The organism is Salinadaptatus halalkaliphilus (assembly GCF_006543045.1).
In the GTDB taxonomy this organism is placed as follows: domain Archaea; phylum Halobacteriota; class Halobacteria; order Halobacteriales; family Natrialbaceae; genus Salinadaptatus; species Salinadaptatus halalkaliphilus.
Window position 1 is genome coordinate 1 of record NZ_RBZW01000073.1, and the last position, 662, is coordinate 662.

Consider the following 662-nt stretch of genomic DNA (forward strand, 5'->3'; position numbering starts at 1 on the left):
GTTGGTCCTCGTGGATTTCACTGTCCGCTGGCTCGGTTTGTTTGGTCACAACTCAGCCAAGCGGACTTCTCAACTAACGGCTTTGTGAAGTACTGAGTATATGACTCGCCGGCGGGAGAAACAGGAAAAACAACAAGAATCCCATCGGCGAACACGGGCTATCGAAGTTCTACTTGACCGTGGGGTGCTAGCCACTGGAGATATCGTTGAATTCGATGAGGACGCGAAACCAAATGAAAGCGAATGGGAACACGATCCGTCGGAATCGTTCTGGACTGCAGAAGTAACCGGTGACACCGGCCGAAGTGACAACGTTCGATGGGAGTACGATGATGAAGTCTATTCTTTCAGCGGTCTTACGAAAGAGCTCATAGCCGAACTAACAGAAGAGAGACCAACTGCAATCAACGGATACAAAACTGGTGCCATCCAGAGTTCGGGCACCGGACGCTTTCCGACCTCCGAAACAGTCAGGTCGAGGCCGATGACCGATCGACGTGAGTGAATTGTCGACGCTACGTATCGCTGCCCCATCTTTTCCGAAACGGTTCGAGTTGCCCTGCCATAACACTCACGATAACTGCCTGTCAATTCTAGAGAAATCAAGACGATGGATCTCGAGATTAGCGACAAACATATCGAAGAAATTGGCAGGTTCGAGA